The 15,362-nt window shown below is 63.2% G+C and carries 13 protein-coding genes; 5 read left to right on the top strand and 8 right to left on the bottom strand.

Annotation, left to right across the window (positions count from 1 at the left end):
* Positions 1–227: 227 nt before the first annotated feature.
* Complete coding sequence (locus NOF55_RS05685; RefSeq protein WP_306410376.1) at positions 228–2,084, top strand: ABC transporter ATP-binding protein; 1,857 nt, start codon at positions 228–230, stop codon at positions 2,082–2,084.
* An 82-nt stretch (positions 2,085–2,166) separates the two neighbouring features.
* The gene (locus tag NOF55_RS05680) at positions 2,167–4,038 is read left to right on the top strand and encodes an ABC transporter ATP-binding protein (protein WP_306410375.1); all 1,872 of its coding nucleotides are present in this window, start codon (positions 2,167–2,169) and stop codon (positions 4,036–4,038) included.
* Here the strand turns inward: NOF55_RS05680 and NOF55_RS05675 are convergent.
* Entirely contained in the window at positions 4,007–4,963 is a 957-nt protein-coding gene (locus tag NOF55_RS05675) for an endonuclease/exonuclease/phosphatase family protein (RefSeq protein WP_306410374.1), read from the bottom strand. The two genes, NOF55_RS05680 and NOF55_RS05675, sit on opposite strands and share 32 nt — an antisense overlap.
* Positions 4,964–5,307: 344 nt before the next feature.
* On the opposite strand from NOF55_RS05675, the gene petA reads away from it, so the two are divergent.
* From petA to NOF55_RS05660, 3 genes are read left to right on the top strand one after another with little or no spacing between them, the layout of a single operon-like run.
* Complete coding sequence (petA, locus tag NOF55_RS05670) at positions 5,308–5,886, top strand: ubiquinol-cytochrome c reductase iron-sulfur subunit (protein ID WP_306410373.1); 579 nt, start codon at positions 5,308–5,310, stop codon at positions 5,884–5,886.
* 22 nt (positions 5,887–5,908) lie between these two features.
* On the top strand, positions 5,909–7,180 hold the full coding sequence (locus NOF55_RS05665) for a cytochrome b (RefSeq protein WP_306410372.1): 1,272 nt from the start codon (positions 5,909–5,911) through the stop codon (positions 7,178–7,180).
* A 27-nt stretch (positions 7,181–7,207) separates the two neighbouring features.
* The gene (locus tag NOF55_RS05660) at positions 7,208–8,086 is read left to right on the top strand and encodes a cytochrome c1 (RefSeq protein ID WP_306410371.1); all 879 of its coding nucleotides are present in this window, start codon (positions 7,208–7,210) and stop codon (positions 8,084–8,086) included.
* 216 nt (positions 8,087–8,302) lie between these two features.
* Here NOF55_RS05660 and NOF55_RS05655 read toward each other — a convergent pair whose 3' ends face one another.
* From NOF55_RS05655 to NOF55_RS05625, 7 genes are all read right to left on the bottom strand, one after another.
* Positions 8,303–8,770 carry a MaoC family dehydratase gene (locus NOF55_RS05655; protein WP_306410370.1) on the bottom strand — a complete coding sequence of 156 codons (468 nt, stop codon included), beginning with the start codon at positions 8,768–8,770 and terminating at the stop codon, positions 8,303–8,305.
* The gene (locus NOF55_RS05650) at positions 8,761–9,240 is read right to left on the bottom strand and encodes a MaoC family dehydratase (RefSeq protein WP_306410369.1); all 480 of its coding nucleotides are present in this window, start codon (positions 9,238–9,240) and stop codon (positions 8,761–8,763) included. Before NOF55_RS05650 ends, NOF55_RS05655 begins: the two co-directional genes overlap by 10 nt.
* 213 nt (positions 9,241–9,453) lie before the next feature.
* Complete coding sequence (ychF, locus tag NOF55_RS05645; RefSeq protein ID WP_306410368.1) at positions 9,454–10,557, bottom strand: redox-regulated ATPase YchF; 1,104 nt, start codon at positions 10,555–10,557, stop codon at positions 9,454–9,456.
* Positions 10,558–10,682: 125 nt separating this feature from the next.
* Complete coding sequence (locus NOF55_RS05640; protein ID WP_306410367.1) at positions 10,683–11,168, bottom strand: GNAT family N-acetyltransferase; 486 nt, start codon at positions 11,166–11,168, stop codon at positions 10,683–10,685.
* Complete coding sequence (gene pth, locus NOF55_RS05635; protein ID WP_306410366.1) at positions 11,165–11,881, bottom strand: aminoacyl-tRNA hydrolase; 717 nt, start codon at positions 11,879–11,881, stop codon at positions 11,165–11,167. The genes NOF55_RS05640 and pth overlap by 4 nt, the downstream gene beginning before the upstream one ends.
* 93 nt (positions 11,882–11,974) lie before the next feature.
* The gene (locus NOF55_RS05630) at positions 11,975–12,682 is read right to left on the bottom strand and encodes a substrate-binding periplasmic protein (RefSeq protein WP_306410365.1); all 708 of its coding nucleotides are present in this window, start codon (positions 12,680–12,682) and stop codon (positions 11,975–11,977) included.
* Between the two features lie 24 nt (positions 12,683–12,706).
* Positions 12,707–15,082 (bottom strand): EAL domain-containing protein, encoded by a 2,376-nt coding sequence (locus NOF55_RS05625; RefSeq protein ID WP_306410364.1) that lies wholly within the window; start codon positions 15,080–15,082, stop codon positions 12,707–12,709.
* Positions 15,083–15,362 lie beyond the last annotated feature (280 nt).

The raw sequence follows: 15,362 nt of genomic DNA, 5'->3' as shown, positions 1-15,362 counted from the left end.
AACATCGCGCTCTCTTAACCCGTTGAAGAAAGGAGGCATACCATGATTGCACCACACAGCATCCGCCTCCTTGGGCCGGCTTTTTCCGCCTGATCTTTCCGGTTTCCGGATCGTTTCCTTCATCGGGCCGTTAATCTCCGGCCTTATTGCCTTTCAGCGGCCAGATCGCCAGCCGGCTCCCCAGCGAGCCCTGCGCGCCGGCCGGACATTCATTCTGGAGTTCCGTCATGTTCCGCTGGTTCGAACAGCGCCTCGATCCCTATCCCTCCGGCACGCCGACCACACCGCCCCAGGGGCTGGTGGCGTTCTGCTGGCACTATACCAAGCCGGCGGCATTCTGGCTGTTCGCGCTCGGCCTGCTGTCGCTCGGCATCGCCGTGGCGGAAGCCATGCTCTACAGCTTCCTCGGCAACATCATCGACTGGCTGTCCTCGGCCGACCGCGCCACCTTCCTGCAAGACGAGGGCGGCAAGCTGGTGGTGATGGGCTGCGTGGCACTCGTCGCGCTGCCGCTGATGGGTGCGCTGCATGATTTGATCCTGCACCAGACGCTCGCCGGCAATTATGCGATGATCGGCCGCTGGCAGATGCACCGCTATCTGATCCGCCATTCGATGAACTTCTTCGCCAATGAGTTCGCCGGGCGCGTTTCGACGAAGGTGATGCAGACGTCTCTGGCGGTGCGCGAAAGCGTGCTGAAGATCGTCGACGTCTTCATCTATGCGATCTCGTTCGTCGTCTCCATGCTGTTCGTCGTGGCCTCGGCGGACCTGCGGCTGGTGGCGCCGCTGGTGTTGTGGCTCGTCTGCTATATCGGCATCCTGACCTATTTCGTCCCGCGCCTGCGCAGGCTCTCCAGCGAGCAGGCGGATGCGCGCTCGGCGATGACGGGCCGCATCGTCGATTCCTACACCAATATCGCGACGATCAAGCTGTTCTCGCATGCGGGCCGGGAGGAGACCTATGCGCGCGAAAGCATGGACGATTTCCTCGGCACGGTGCATCGCCAGATGCGCCGCATCACCGGGCTCAACATGGCCGTCGACGTCAACAACGCCCTGCTGATGGGCCTGACCGCCGGCGGCGGCATCTATTTCTGGCTGAACGGCGACGTAACGGCCGGTGCGCTGGCCGCTGCCATCGCGCTCGTCATGCGCGTCAACGGCATGTCCCAGTGGATCATGTGGGAATCCACCGCGTTGTTCGAGAACATCGGCACGGTCTATGACGGCATGAACATGATGGTGAAGCCGCACGAGATCACCGACAGGCCGGACGCGAAACCGCTGGCCACGGCGGCGGGCGATATCTGCTTCGAGCACGTCACCTTCCATTACGGCAAGGCGAAGGGCGTCATCGACGACATGAACCTGACGATCCGCAAGGGCGAGAAGGTCGGCCTCGTCGGGCGCTCGGGCGCGGGCAAGACGACGCTGATGAACCTTCTCCTGCGCTTCTACGACCTGGAGAAGGGCCGTATCACCATCGGCGGCGAAGACATCGCCGGCGTGACGCAGGATTCGCTGAGGGCCGGCATCGGGGTCGTCACGCAGGACACCTCGCTCCTGCACCGCTCGATCCGCGAGAACATCGCCTACGGCCATCCGGGCGCGTCGGATGCCGAGATCATCGAGGCGGCGAAGCGCGCCAATGCGTGGGACTTCGTCGAGGGGCTCTCCGACCTGAAGGGCCGCACCGGTCTCGACGCCCATGTCGGCGAGCGCGGCGTCAAGCTCTCGGGCGGCCAGCGGCAGCGCATCGCGATCGCCCGCGTCTTCCTGAAGAACGCGCCGATCCTCGTTCTGGACGAGGCGACTTCGGCGCTCGATTCCGAGGTGGAGGCGGCGATCCAGGAGAACCTGTTCGCGCTGATGGAGGGCAAGACGGTGATCGCCATCGCCCACCGGCTCTCGACGCTGACCGAGATGGACCGGCTGGTGGTTCTCGACCGGGGCCGCATCGTGGAAGAGGGCGCCCATGAGGCGCTGGTGGCGAAGGGCGAGCTCTATGCCGACCTCTGGAGCCGCCAGTCGGGCGGTTTCCTCGCCGACCAGGCCGAGCAGGGCGGGAAGGCGGCGGAGTAATCCGCCTTCCCGCATGACGGAAATATGAGGGAGTGCGGGGCGCGGCCTTTGTCAGGCCGTTCGTTCGGCTTATAGCTGTGTCATGATCATCAAAGCCATTCTCCGTCCCTTCGAGAACTGGATCTCTCCCTTCGCCGAGAAGGGGGATGTCCGCCCGCCCGATACCGTCTGGCGTTTCGTGTGGTTCTACGTGCGCCAGGCCAAGAGCGTCATCGCCACGCTCATCGTGCTCGGCGGGCTAACGGCGCTGATCGAGGCCGGTCTTTTCTACTTCACCGGCCGTCTCGTCGACATTCTCGACGTGACGGCGCGGGAAAACGGCTGGAGCGGGCTTCTGGCCGACCACGGCTGGGAACTGGCCTTCATGCTGTCCGTCGTGCTCGTCTGGCGTTTTCTCATCATGCTGGCCAATGCGCTGACGGACGAGCAGGTGATGGCGCCCGGCTTTTCCTTCCTCACCCGCTGGCAGGCCTATCGCCATGTGTCGCGGCAATCGCTCTCCTTCTTCCAGAACGATCTGTCCGGCCGCATCGTCTCGCGCATCGCGCAGGGCACGCAGGCGGTCTACGATCTGGTCTCGACGCTGATCCAGAACATCTGGTTCGTGGCGATCTACCTCGTCTCCACCGTCGCGCTGATGGCCGGGCTTGACTGGCGGCTTGCCGTTCCCATCCTGATGTGGGTGGTCGGCTTCGCCTTCATCGCCCGCTATTTCGTGCCGCGCATCCGTGTCCGCGCCCGCGAGTTCGCCGATACGGCCTCGATGCTGAACGGCCGCATCACCGATTCCTTCGCCAATATCCAGACGCTGAAGCTGTTTTCGAGCGAGCGGGAAAGCGACGCCTATGTGCTGGATGGCTTCGAGCGCAACCGCAACGCGGCGCTGGCCTTTTCCCGGCTGATCGTCGGGGCGCGCTCCTCGATGAACCTGCTGGCCGGCATGATGATCTCGCTGCTGGCCGTGCTGAGCATCGACCTGTGGCTGAAGGGGCAGGTGACGACCGGCGGCATCGCCTTTTCGCTCGGTCTCATGCTCCGCTTCAACATGCTGCTCGGCCGCACGATGGGGCAGATCAACGGGCTGATGCGCAATATCGGCACGATCCAGAACGCGGCGGAAATGATCTCGGCCCCGATCGACCTGACCGACAGGCCGGACGCGGTGCCGCTGGTCGTGACCGGGCCGGAAATCCGTTTCGAAAACATGACCTTCGGTTACGGGGCCGCCCGGCCGGTGATCCAGGGGTTCGACCTGACGATCCGTCCCGGCGAAAAGGTCGGTATCGTCGGGCGGTCGGGGGCGGGAAAATCGACGCTCGTCAACCTTCTCCTGCGCTTCTACGATGTCAGCGGCGGCCGTATCCTGATCGACGGGCAGGATATCGCGGCCGTGACGCAGCAATCGCTGCGTTCCGCCATCGGCATGGTCACGCAGGATACGTCGCTGCTGCACCGTTCCATCCGCGACAACATCATGATCGGGCGTCCCGGCGCGAGCGAGGCGGAACTGGCGGCCGCATTGAAACGGGCGGAAGCCGACCGGTTCGTGGCATCGCTGGAGGATCATCGCGGACGCAAGGGGCTGGACGCGCAGGTGGGGGAACGCGGCGTGAAGCTGTCCGGCGGCCAGCGCCAGCGCATTGCCATTGCCCGCGTCATGCTGAAGGATGCGCCCATCCTCGTTCTGGACGAGGCGACATCCGCACTCGACTCGGAGATCGAGGCGGTGATCCAGTCCAATCTCGACCGGCTGATGAGCGGCAAGACCGTGCTGGCCATCGCCCACCGGCTTTCGACGATCGCCGCGCTCGACAGGCTGGTGGTGATGGATGCGGGCCGCATCGTCGAACAGGGCACGCATGCTGAACTGACCGCGCGCGGCGGGCTTTACGCTGAATTGTGGGCACGCCAGTCCGGCGGCTTTATTGCCGCGGAAGAGAACCTGGCTCGATGACGAGATCGGCGATCAGGCCGAAATGGTTGGAGCCGTGGTTGTCGGCAATGCGGTCGAGCGCCGTCAGGCGCATCGGCGCGCGGGCATAGATGTGGTCTATGGCGATGCCCAGCGGACCGAGCGGCGTCGGCCACGTCGCCGGCTCGTAAGGGGCCTTGCGCAGGCCGGCGCTGCGCAGGAACCACATCATGTCCGGGGCGATGCTGGCGGCGTTGAAGTCGCCGGCTAGCACGATGGGCCCCTCCATGCGGGCCATGCGCCGCCAAAGCCGCCAGAGTTCGACAGTGTGATAGTCGTCGAAATAGGGCTTGCTGAGATGGGCGGCGGCGACATTGATCCTTTCCCCGTCCTTTTCGATGACGGCGTGCATGTAGCGTTCGCTGCGCAGGTCGCTGAGATTGCCGACGGTGTGTTCCACAAACGGATGCCGCGACAGGACGACCAGGTCGCAGCCGGTCGTCTCCAGGCCGCAGCCGAGGCGATAGGGATAGGCCGAGGCCATCCGGGCAAACTGCGAGGCCAGCTGCCTTGCCTCCAGCACGATGGCGACATCGGCGTTCGAGCCGAGGATTTCATCGGCGATGGCCGGGCCGTTTTCGAGGTTCTCCGCCAGAACGTTGAAGCTCAGCACGCGCAGTGACGGCTTGCCGGCGGCCTGCTGTGCCGTCGCCATGTCGCCGAGGGCGTGGCTGCGGACCGGCAGATGCGCGGTCATGGCGATGCCGCCGAGAATGACCATTGCCATATACCACTTATGGTAGAAAACAAAGCTGAGGATGGCCAGGCCCGTGGCCAGTGCCGACAGATGCACCTGCGCGTTGTAGAACGGCGCCAGATAGGGCATGGCGAAGACATAGCGCGTCGCGATCAGGCCCAGCAGCAGGATTGCGAGGGATCCGCTCAGGCAGGAAATGGATTGACGCATACTCTATTTCCTGCGGTCAGTTACGGACGGCAGAATATCTATCATGCACTGCATCGATTGTGCAACGCGATGAAGATTCGGGCCGCTTGCGGATGGTTACGCCGTTATAAATGACGATTATCAAATACGTTTGACATGGTGCGGCAAAATTGCGCTTCCTCCTGCGACGAAAAGACTTTTCGCCCGCGACATAGTGCCCTTGTGGGGGCTTTCGTTATGGACATAATATTGCATCGAGCCTAGAAGGCGCGGTTATTGGGATGCGTCCAGATCCCTCCGGGCGGGGAGAAAAAACCCGGTGGGACGAGGCCGGATCCGGTATTTTCGCAGAGGGATTTGGAACCGTGAGCGAACACGAGGGTACAAGCGGAACCGCGGTCGAGACGACCCGCCGCGATTTTCTTTATCTGACCACCGGCGCGCTGGGCGCGGTCGGTGCGGTCGGGGTCGCCTGGCCGTTTATCAACCAGATGCGTCCGGATGCGTCGACGCTGGCACTCGCTTCGGTTGAAGTCGACGTGTCGAGTCTCGAGCCGGGCATGTCGATGACGGTGAAGTGGCGCGGCAAGCCGGTTTTCATCCGCAACCGCACGCCGGAAGAAATCGAGGCGTCGCGGAACGTGCCGGTTTCCGAACTGAAGGACCCGCTGGCGCGCAACGCCAATATCGACGCTTCCGCCGAGGCGACGGATGTTGCGCGCTCGGCTGGCGAAGGCAAGGAAAACTGGCTGGTGATGGTGGGGGTCTGCACCCATCTTGGCTGCATTCCGCTCGGCCAGTCCGGCGAATACAACGGTTGGTTCTGTCCCTGCCACGGTTCGGCCTACGACACGTCGGGCCGAATCCGCCAAGGCCCGGCGCCGGAAAACATGCTCATTCCGGTGTTCGAGTTCACGTCCGACACCGTCATCAAGGTCGGCTAAGGCTTTCGGGGGATAAATCAATATGAGTGGTCATTCCAGTTACCAGCCGACGAGCGGTCTCGGCAAATGGGTCGATGCGCGCCTGCCGTTGCCCCGCCTCGTCTACGACAGTTTCGTCGCCTATCCGGTTCCGCGGAACCTGAACTATTCCTATACATTCGGTGCCATGCTTTCGGTCATGCTGATCCTCCAGATCCTGACCGGCGTCGTGCTCGCCATGCACTATTCCGCCGAAACGACGGTCGCCTTCAACTCTGTCGAAAAGATCATGCGCGACGTCAATCACGGCTGGCTCTTGCGCTACATGCACGCCAACGGCGCGTCGTTCTTCTTCATCGCGGTCTACCTGCACATCGCCCGCGGCCTCTATTACGGCTCCTACAAGGCGCCGCGCGAAATCCTCTGGATTCTCGGCGTGGTGATCTACCTGCTGATGATGGCGACCGGCTTCATGGGCTACGTCCTGCCCTGGGGGCAGATGTCCTTCTGGGGCGCGACCGTCATCACCGGCTTCTTCACCGCCTTCCCCTATGTCGGCGAGTGGATCCAGCAGCTCCTGCTGGGCGGCTTCGCGGTGGACAACCCGACGCTCAACCGCTTCTTCTCGCTGCATTATCTCCTGCCCTTCATGATCGTCGGCGTGGTGATCCTGCACGTCTGGGCCCTGCATGTCACCGGCCAGACCAACCCGACCGGCGTCGAGGTGAAGTCGAAGACCGACACGGTTCCCTTCACGCCCTATGCGACGCTGAAGGATGCGGTCGGCGTTTCGATCTTCCTGATCGCCTATGTCTGGTTCGTCTTCTACATGCCGAACTATCTCGGCCACCCGGATAACTACATCGAGGCCAACCCGCTGAAGACCCCGGCCCATATCGTGCCGGAATGGTATTATCTGCCGTTCTACGCGATGCTGCGCGCCATCACCTTCAACGTCGGCCCGATCGACTCCAAGCTCGGCGGCGTCCTCGTCATGTTCGGCGCGATCATCGTGCTGTTCTTTCTGCCCTGGCTCGATACGTCCAAGGTCCGTTCGGCGGTCTATCGTCCGGTCTTCAAGGTGCTGTACTGGGTTTTCGTCGCCAATGCGATCATCCTCGGCTGGCTCGGTTCGCGTCCGGCGGAAGGCGTTTACGTCGTCCTGTCGCAGATCGGCACGCTCTATTACTTCGGCTTCTTCCTCGTGATCATGCCGATCCTCGGCAAGATCGAGAAGCCGCGCCGGATTCCGAACTCCATCACGGAAGCGGTTCTGGAAAAGAACGGCAAGAAGCCCATCGGCGTTCAGGCCTGAGACAAGCGGCAAAAAGGATTTGAAACGATGAAAAAGCTTGTTGCAAGCATCGCCCTGATCGCCGCCGTCACCGGCTTCGGCGCGGGCTCCGCCGTTGCGGCCGAGGGCCACGGTCTGGCCGCCGACGTCGAACATGCGGTGGCCAGCGGCCATTTCCCGGTCTACAAGCCGCAGAACCTCGACTGGAGCTTCGCCGGTCCGTTCGGGACGTACGACAAGGCCCAGCTTCAGCGCGGATTGCAGGTCTACAAGGACATCTGTGCCGCCTGTCATTCGATGAGCCTGGTTCCCTTCCGCATGCTGGGCGATCTCGGCTATACGGAAGACCAGGTGAAGGCTTTCGCGGCGGAATATACTGTCACGGATGGGCCGGACGCCGAGGGCGAGATGTTCGAGCGGCCCGCCATTCCGTCCGACCACTTCCCATCCCCGTTCCCGAACGAGGAAGCGGCCGCGGCTGCCAATAATGGTGCGGCCCCGCCGGACTTTTCGCTGATCGCCAAGGCGCGCGGTGTCGAGCGCGGCTTTCCGACCTTCATCTTCGATATCTTCACGCAGTATCAGGAAGGCGGGCCCGACTACATCTATTCTCTGCTGACGGGATATGTCGAGCCGCCGGAGGATTTCGAACTTCCGGACGGCGCCTACTTCAACCCGCACTTCGTCGGCGGTGCGACGCTCGCAATGGCGCCGCCGCTTTCGGATGAGGCGGTGGAATACGAGGACGGGACGCCGATGACCCTCGACAACTATGCGAAGGACGTTTCGGCATTCCTGATGTGGGCCGCCGAACCGCATCTGGAAGAGCGCAAGAAGACCGGCCTCATGGTCATGATCTTCCTGGTGATCTTCTCCGGCTTCCTCTACCTGACGAAGCGCTCGGTCTATGCCAGCAAGGAACACTGAGCGGGGAGCATGTCCGGCACGGATATGAGAGGGCGGCCTTCGGGTCGCCCTCAGCCTGCTGATAAACGGCTCATCGCTCTCTTTCGTCATGGTCGGGCTTGACCCGACCATCCACCGCGCCGCTCGCGGCGTGGACCCTCGGGTCAAGCCCGAGGGTAACGAAGAAGGGGACGATACAATGAGGGCGGTCTTCGGGCCGCTCTTTTTGCGTCCGGTTCAGGCGTGTTCGATCACGCTGCTTTCGAAGCTCAGGACGGGTTCCCCGTGCTGGTTGATGCCTTCGGAGAGGCCGGTGTTGATCCACAGTCCGGGTCTCGACCGGGAGGCGCGGCTGTCGAGCGGCGTCTGGTAATAGGTGATCGTGTCTCCGGCGAAGACGGGCTTCAGCCACCGGAGATTTCGGAAGCCGGGCGAGGGGCCGATGCGCGGCGGCTCGATACCCTGCGCGGCCAGGCGTTTGGCCTCGCTCTCGCGAAAGGCAACCATCGTCTTCATCCAGCCGGCGCAGGTGTGCCAGCCGGAGGCGCAGAGCGCGCCGAACATCGTATCGCGCGCCTTTTCCGCATCGGTGTGGAAGGGCTGCGGGTCGAATTCGGTGGCGAAACGGATGATGTCGGCGGCGGTGAACCGAAGGCTGCCCAGCTCGACGCGCTGGCCGGCGGGATAAAGCTCGATCATCCGCATCGCGCTGCTCCCGTGTCCGCGTCGCGCATGGCGAAGATGATGGAAAATTCCGAACGGCAGACCAGTTCGCCCCGCTGGTTTTCGATTTCGTTGAGGAAGCGGACGACACCGAGGCCGGGCCGCGATTTCAGCGGGCGCGAGGTCAGCACCGTGGAGCGGCCCGACAAGGTGTCCCCGGCGAGCACCGGCCGTTTCCAGCGCAGTTCGTCGATGCCGGGCGAGCCCTGCGAGGTGGAGCGGCCGACATAGCTGTCGAACATCATGCGCATGGCGGCGGCGTTGGTGTGCCAGCCGGAGGCGGCAAGCCCGCCGAGCAGGCTCGCCCTGCCGGCTTCCTCGTCTGTGTGCATGGGCTGCGGATCGAATTCGCCGGCGAAGGCGACGATCTCCTCGCGCGTCATCCGGCGCGGGCCGAGCGGAAAGACCCGGCCCTCGGTGAAGTCTTCGAATGCGAGGATCGCATTCTCCATATCATGCCTCCCTGAAACCAACTCTGTTCAATGCTGAACAAAATAACGGCTCCGGTCAAGCTTCCCGTCGCTTCGTCCATCATGCGGCGGAAGAAACGCAAACGCCGCCCGGGAGGGGCGGCGTTTCTGTTCAGGGCAATTCCAGCAAAAGTGCGAAGCGGTTTTGCGTCCGTAATTGCGCAAAAATAAATATTTAGAGCATTTCCGGCCGGATCAGGTGTTGAAGCGGAAGTGAATAACGTCGCCGTCCTGAACCACGTATTCCTTGCCTTCGTCGCGGGCCTTGCCGGCTTCCTTGGCCGGCACCTCGCCGCCAAGGGTGACGAAGTCGTCATAGGCGATGGTGTTGGCGCGAATGAAGCCGCGTTCGAAATCGGTGTGGATGACGCCGGCGGCCTGCGGAGCCTTGGTGCCGCGCACGATGGTCCAGGCGCGGCATTCCTTCGGGCCGACGGTGAAATAGGTGATGAGGTCGAGCAGATGGTAGCCGGCGCGGATCAGCCGGTCGAGACCGGCCTCCGTCAGGCCAAGCGCCTCGAGGAAGTCCTTGGCCTCGTCTTCCGGAAGCTGCGCCACTTCCGCCTCGATGGCCGCGGAGATGATCACGCATTCGGCACCCTGTTCGGTCGCCATCTTCTCTACCGCGGCGGTGTAGTCGTTGCCGGTGGCGGCGTCGGCCTCGGCCACGTTGCAGACGTAGAGCACCGGATGCGAGGTGAGGAGGTTCAGACTCTTCAGGATCGGAACGTCTTCAGGGGCGAGAATCTTCAGAAGCAGGCGGGCGGGCTTGCCCTCGTTGAGCAGCTTGATCACGGCTTCCATGACCGGAAGCTGGGCCAGCGCTTCCTTGTCCTTGCCTGTGGCGCGTTTGCGGGTCTGGTCGACGCGGCGCTCGAGGCTTTCGAGATCGGCCAGCATCAACTCGGTCTCGATGGTGTCGGCGTCGCCGACCGGGTCGATGCGGCCCTCGACATGGGTGATGTCGCTGTCCTCGAAGCAGCGCAGCACATGCACGATGGCGTCGACCTCGCGGATGTTGGCGAGGAACTTGTTGCCGAGGCCCTCACCCTTCGATGCGCCGCGCACGAGGCCGGCAATGTCGACGAAAGAGATGCGCGTCGGGATGATTTCCTTCGAGCCGGCGATCTCGGCGAGCTTCTTCATGCGCGGATCGGGAACCGCCACTTCGCCGGTGTTCGGCTCGATGGTGCAGAACGGATAGTTGGCGGCCTGCGCCGCCGCCGTCCTGGTCAGCGCGTTGAAGAGGGTGGACTTGCCGACATTCGGCAGTCCGACGATACCGCATTTGAAGCCCATGACCGGGGTCCTGTCCGTTTAAGAATTCTGTTGGGGAGCCTTTTGCGGAAAGGGCCGGGCAAGGTCAAGCCTTGCGGCCTGAAACAGGCCGGGATTCTGGCGATTTTCGCGGAATGCGGTTTGCGTCATGCCATGCGCGGCGGTTCCGGCGGGCGCCTCGTCTGGAAGCCGGTCTTGTCCTGCGTGAAGCCGCAATTCTCATAGAAACGCAGCGTTGCCGGATCGGTCGAACCGGTCAGCAGCATGACCTTGTAGCAGCCCGCTTCCCATGCCTTTTCGACGGCATGAGCGAGAAGGGCGCCCGCGTGACCGCGCCGGCGGTGGGCGGGGTGGGTGACGACGTTCTCGATCAGGGCATAGGGCGCGCCGCCGCGCGTCAGATTGGGAATGACGGCAAGCGTGACCGTTGCGGCCGGCACGTCCCCCACGAAGCCGATGAAGACCGACAGGCCGGGTTGCGCCAGCATTCCGGCATAGGCCCGTTCGGCCGTTGCCTTGTCGAACTCCGGATCGGCGGGGTTGAGATGGCGGTAGAGCGCGATCAGCGCTTCCAGATCCGCCGGCGTGGACCGGCGAATGAGCAGTTCCCCGTTATCCGGCATTCCGCTCATTTCTCCCTGGTTGCGAACAGCTTTTTCAGCATTTCGGCCATCGGCCCGGTTTCCGGCAGTTTGGCCGGAGCCGCTCCGCGGGCCTGGCGGATGTGCGATTGCGCGGCCGGCTTCTTTTCGGGTTTCGGCTTGTCCGGCTCGGCGGGGCCGCCGAGCGCCTGGGATATCCGGTTCTGGAACTGCGAATCCTCGCCCTTCACCAGCATGTCGGCATTGCGGGCGATCTCGTCGAGAAGGGTGTCGAGCCAGCCGGAATCGGCCTTGGCGAAATTTCCGAGCACATGGCCGTGTACGGCCTCCTTGGTTCCCGGATGGCCGATGCCGAGGCGCAGGCGCCGGTATTCCTTGCCGCAATGGGCGTCGAGCGATTTCAGGCCGTTATGCCCGCCGTGGCCGCCGCCCGTCTTGATGCGGACCTTGCCGGCAGGCAGGTCGAGTTCGTCGTGGATGACGAGAATGTCTTTCGGAGCCAATTTGTAGAAGCGCATGGCCTCGCCGACTGCCTCGCCGGAGAGGTTCATATAGGTCTGCGGCTTCATCAGCAGCACCTTCTCGAAGCCGATCGTGCCCTCGGAAATCTCCGATTTGAACTTCTTCGACCACGGGGAAAACCCGCCCGAGCGGTGGATGGCGTCGACGGCCATGAAACCGATATTGTGGCGGTTGCCCGCATACTGGCTGCCGGGATTGCCGAGGCCGGCGATGATGAACATGAGGACATTCCTCCTGATGACGACGAGCGTCTGTCTTGAGCACCGGAAAGCCGCCGCAAGTCAACCCCTCAGGGCGGCGTCTAGGTCCCCGACCTAGCGCACGTCGGAGAGGATGCGCTCCAGCTCGCCGCTTTCCGTCGCGCGCCGCAGGTTGGCGTTCATGCGGTCGATCAGATCGTCGGGAACGGACGGATTGCAGGCGATGCCGAGCGGCTGTTCGGCAAGCAGCACCGTCTTTTCCAGCTTTTCCCCGGCCTGGGTCAGGCTCCGGAAGGTTCTCTCCGACATGGGCATGAGGTCGATGCGGCGATTGAGAAGCTTGCGGAAGGAAAGGTTGAAATCGACCGCGACGTCGATCCGCGGAAATTCCAGCCGCTTCAGGAGGGCCTCGGTAAAATCATGGCGGTGCGTGCCCACGACATAGCGTTTGGCCTCCTCCAGCGTTTTGGGGCGCACGCCCGTTTCCGAGGCGGCGACCAGATAGTTGCGGGTGATCAGCAGCGGCTCGACCCATTTGAAAAGCCGCTCGCGGTCCGGCGTGCGGGCGGCGGCAAAGGCGCAATAGGCGCTGTCATTGCGCGCCAGAGCGATCGCGCGCGCCCAGGGCATGACTTCGATGCGGTAATCCTGCCCCGTCTCCTTCATGACGAGATCGACCATCCGGATGCCGCGTCCCGAAACGTTGTCGCCCTCGACCATGACGAAGGGCGGGTAGGGTTCCGTGGCCAGCACCAATATATCGGCTCGGGCGATGCAGGGCAGGAGGATCGTCGTCAAGAGCAGAAGCGACAGGCGCATCATGGTCTTCCTCCTTCGGTCCCGACCCTAGCCTGTTGCCGCTTCGGTTCCGGGTTGCGCTGCGAATTGGTTCAGGAGATCGGCAAGCGACATCGGCTCGTGGAAATAATAGCCCTGGCCGTAATCGGCTCCCGCTTCGAGCAGGATCGCAAGCTGGCTCTTCGTCTCGATGCCTTCCGCGACGACCTGGCAGTTCATCTTGTGGGAAATCATCGCGATGCCTTCGATGAGCAGGCGGCTCTTGGCGGCGATCTCCGGGGAAGGATCGGTACTGGCGCGGATGAAGGACTGGTCGATCTTGACGATATTGACCGGGAAGCGGTTGAGATAGCTCAGCGACGAATAGCCGGTGCCGAAGTCGTCGAGTGCGATGCGGCAGCCGAAGCGGGCGATTTCCTCCAGCGTCATGCGGATCTGCGGATCGTCTTCCATGAGGACGGCTTCGGTGATCTCGACGACCAGGCGGCCCGGATGGAGACCGTGATGCGAAATGGTGGCGGCGATGCGCGCGGCCAGTCCCGGATCGAACTGCATGGCCGAGAAATTCACGGCTACATAGGTATCGTGCAATCCGTCGAGGGCCGAAAGGCGGGCGAGCTGGCCGACGGCCTTTTCCAGAACGACACTGCCGATCCGGCCGATGGAGCCGGTTTCCTCGGCAACCTGGATGATATCCGCCGGCGGCAGGAGACCTTTTTCCGGGTGACGCAGCCGCAAGAGGGCCTCGAAGCCGCGGACGCCGCCGCCGCACAGGCCGTGGATCGGCTGGAAGTGGACCTCGAACCAGTCGTTCTTCAGCGCCTGCTCGATATGGGTCTCGATTTCCGACCGCCGCAACGTGTCGTCGAGCATCGAGGGATCGAAGACATGGGCGCCGTTCTTGCCGGCGTGCTTGCGGCTATACATCGCCATATCGGCATGTTGCAGCAGTTCGCCGGCGCTCACGGCCTGATGCGGATAGTGGGCAAGGCCGATGGAGGCGCTGAGGCGGATTTCCTGTCCGTCGGCCAGGAAGGGCACGTCGAACAGCGAGACGATGTGGGCGGCCAGCGTCCGCCCATGCTCGCCGGCGTCGGGGCCGCTCGTCACGACCGAGAATTCATCGCCGCCGAGGCGCGCCGCGATCTCGCCCCTTGTCAGGACAGTTTGAAGACGCTCCACGAACTGCCGCAGTACGGCATCGCCCGTGGCGTGGCCGAGCCGGTCGTTGACGGCCTTGAAGCGGTCGAGGTCGATGAAAAGGCAGGAGAGCTCGGTGCCCGCGGCCTCGGCGGCCACGATGCCGTGGGACAGGGCCTGTTCGAAGCCCTGCCGGTTGAGAAGTCCGGTCAGGTGGTCGGTGATCGCCTGGCGGCGGTTGCGCTGTTCCGACTGGCGCAGTTCGGTGACGTCGGTCATGACGCTGAGCGAGGCGGCGGGGCGGGAGTGCGTCGCCGGCAGAACAGCGCTGGCGATCAGCACGTCCATGACGTGTCCATCGGCGCAGATGAACCGGGTGGTGATGTCGCGCGGCTCGCCGTCCAGGACGGTCGAGCCGAAGCGGCTCGAATAGAAGGACTGGTCGTTTTCATGCAGAAACGAGACGAACCTGCGTCCGATAACGGCGCGGCGTTCGTATCCGGTGGCGAGAAGCCAGTAATCGCTGACGGCGGTGATCCGCTCGGCGGCATCGGTGGAGAACAGCATGGCCGGCGTGCTGTTGTAGATTTCGGTCGTGTGCTCGTGGGCCCACTTCAGCTCGCGTTCTTCCCGCTCCAGCGCGGTCTGCATGTCGTTGAAGCTCGCGGCCAGACGGCCGATCTCGTCGTTGGAACTCCAGTCGACGTGATGGCGCGAGCCGTTCGTTCGGGTCGCCTCGATCGCCGCGCTCAGCCGGAGCAGCGGCCGGGAAATCATCATCCGGTTGCCGACGACCGCCGCGCCGCAGACGAGCAGGATGGCGAGCAGGAAAATCCCGCAGAGCATGATGTTGAAGGAGTCGAAGGCGGAGAACAGGTCGACGGGCGTAAAATAGATTTCCAGCCAGCCGACATGCTTCGAACCGTTCAGGCTCTTGTAATGGATCGGCCGCGTCATGCTTTCGAGGCGGTCGTCGCTTTCGATGCCGGGCGCGTCGCGGACGATGTCGAACAGGCCGGCCGTGTCACGGACGTTGACGCGCTTGACGAGCGGATCGGAAACCAGCGAGTCGACGACCTGCCCGATAGCCTCGACGTCGAAATCCCAAAGGGGCTTGGTCAGCGCCTGGCCGCTGCCGGTGACGAGGGCCGTCAGGTGCTGGGCCTGCGTCTTGGCGATCTGTTCGGAGGAAAGGACGAGAAAGAGCGCGAACAGGGGCGCCACGACAATGAGCAGAGCGCCGCTGATGATTACCAGAAACCGGTTTTCGACCGAACTCGTCATCTCGCTTCCATCTTTGCCTGCGGGATACCCGGCCTTGCCGTCCGGGCTTGCAGGAGCCTGCCTATTTCAATGGCTTGCGCCGCGCCGTTCGTTCAGGAGCCTCCCGCGTTCGGGGAAGGGCCTTGCCGTGTTTTTTTCACGGACGCCGACCGTAATGCAGCGGTCTTAATTCATAATGAAATAATGCAATGGACAAGCCAGATTTCAGCATAAGCCGAACACGGTCGAAACGGAAAGGTTCCTTCGGATTTATATTTATCACAGGGGCTGAAAAAACAAC

Origin of the sequence: Ectorhizobium quercum (assembly GCF_026552795.1) — a bacterium.
Taxonomy (GTDB): Bacteria; Pseudomonadota; Alphaproteobacteria; order Rhizobiales; family Rhizobiaceae; genus Ectorhizobium; species Ectorhizobium quercum.
Note: the sequence above shows the minus strand (reverse complement) of the source record. Positions and strands in the feature narration are given on the sequence as shown.

Excerpts from the sequence above, each read along its gene's own strand:
- NOF55_RS05625 (WP_306410364.1), bottom strand. The coding sequence starts at position 15,082 with ATGACGAGTTCGGTCGAAAACCGGTTTCTGGTAATCATCAGCGGCGCT.
- NOF55_RS05680 (WP_306410375.1), top strand. The coding sequence starts at position 2,167 with ATGATCATCAAAGCCATTCTCCGTCCCTTCGAGAACTGGATCTCTCCC.
- NOF55_RS05660 (WP_306410371.1), top strand. The coding sequence starts at position 7,208 with ATGAAAAAGCTTGTTGCAAGCATCGCCCTGATCGCCGCCGTCACCGGC.
- NOF55_RS05650 (WP_306410369.1), bottom strand. The coding sequence starts at position 9,240 with ATGGAGAATGCGATCCTCGCATTCGAAGACTTCACCGAGGGCCGGGTC.
- ychF (WP_306410368.1), bottom strand. The coding sequence starts at position 10,557 with ATGGGCTTCAAATGCGGTATCGTCGGACTGCCGAATGTCGGCAAGTCC.
- pth (WP_306410366.1), bottom strand. The coding sequence starts at position 11,881 with ATGTTCATCATCGCCGGCCTCGGCAATCCCGGCAGCCAGTATGCGGGC.
- NOF55_RS05685 (WP_306410376.1), top strand. The coding sequence starts at position 228 with ATGTTCCGCTGGTTCGAACAGCGCCTCGATCCCTATCCCTCCGGCACG.
- NOF55_RS05630 (WP_306410365.1), bottom strand. The coding sequence starts at position 12,682 with ATGATGCGCCTGTCGCTTCTGCTCTTGACGACGATCCTCCTGCCCTGC.
- NOF55_RS05655 (WP_306410370.1), bottom strand. The coding sequence starts at position 8,770 with ATGCGGATGATCGAGCTTTATCCCGCCGGCCAGCGCGTCGAGCTGGGC.
- NOF55_RS05640 (WP_306410367.1), bottom strand. The coding sequence starts at position 11,168 with ATGAGCGGAATGCCGGATAACGGGGAACTGCTCATTCGCCGGTCCACG.
- NOF55_RS05675 (WP_306410374.1), bottom strand. The coding sequence starts at position 4,963 with ATGCGTCAATCCATTTCCTGCCTGAGCGGATCCCTCGCAATCCTGCTG.
- NOF55_RS05665 (WP_306410372.1), top strand. The coding sequence starts at position 5,909 with ATGAGTGGTCATTCCAGTTACCAGCCGACGAGCGGTCTCGGCAAATGG.